The 645-nt window shown below is 68.4% G+C and carries 1 protein-coding gene and 1 pseudogene; one reads left to right on the top strand and one right to left on the bottom strand.

Annotated features, from left to right (window positions below):
• Positions 1–122, bottom strand: a pseudogene (locus AOK15_RS48945) (RidA family protein); the annotation flags it as partial.
• Between the two features lie 123 nt (positions 123–245).
• Here AOK15_RS48945 and AOK15_RS36450 point away from each other — a divergent pair.
• The gene (locus AOK15_RS36450) at positions 246–629 is read left to right on the top strand and encodes a winged helix-turn-helix transcriptional regulator (RefSeq protein ID WP_055522809.1); all 384 of its coding nucleotides are present in this window, start codon (positions 246–248) and stop codon (positions 627–629) included.
• Positions 630–645: the final 16 nt, after the last annotated feature.

The following is a 645-nucleotide window of genomic DNA, read 5'->3' as shown; positions in this document are numbered from 1 at the left end:
CCGTCGGCGTCCCAGGCGACCTGTCCGGCGAGGTGGACGAGCCGGGAGCCGGAGGCCACGGAGACGTGGTGGTAGACACCGGTCTCGGGCAGTCCAGCGGGGTTCACCAGGGTGATGGCCATGCTGTCTCCTCCTGAGGGACGGGCATAGGGAAGGGCCTTCGTGCTCTCTTGTGGTTACTGGGGCACCATAGGAGAGTGGCCGCTGACAAGGAAGAACGCACTTTTTGGTGACAGGGGAACCTGATGGTGACCAAGCAGTACGAGGGCACGTCCGAGGAGGCCGCGGATCTGCGGCGCGCGGACTCGCTGGCCCGCGAGATCTTCTCGGACATCGCCAACAAGTGGGCGCTGCTGATCATCGAGGCGCTCGGTGAGCGCACCCGCCGCTTCAGCGAGCTGCGCGACGACGTCGAGGGCGTGAGCCACAAGATGCTCACCCAGAACCTGCGGATGCTGGAGCGCAACGGCCTGGTCGACCGGGAGGTGCACCCCACGGTGCCGCCGCGCGTCGAGTACACGCTCACCGAGCCGGGGCGGGCCCTGCGGGCGACGGTCGATGCGATGTGCGACTGGACCCACCGCTACCTCGGCGACATCGAGGCGTCCCGGAGCCGCTTCGACGCCTGAGGGGGCGGGAGGGAGA

Origin of the sequence: Streptomyces ossamyceticus, from assembly GCF_001418475.1 — a bacterium.
Taxonomy (GTDB): domain Bacteria; phylum Actinomycetota; class Actinomycetes; order Streptomycetales; family Streptomycetaceae; genus Streptomyces; species Streptomyces ossamyceticus.
The sequence above is the reverse complement of the archived record's forward strand: the minus strand, read 5'-3'. Positions and strand labels throughout refer to the sequence as shown.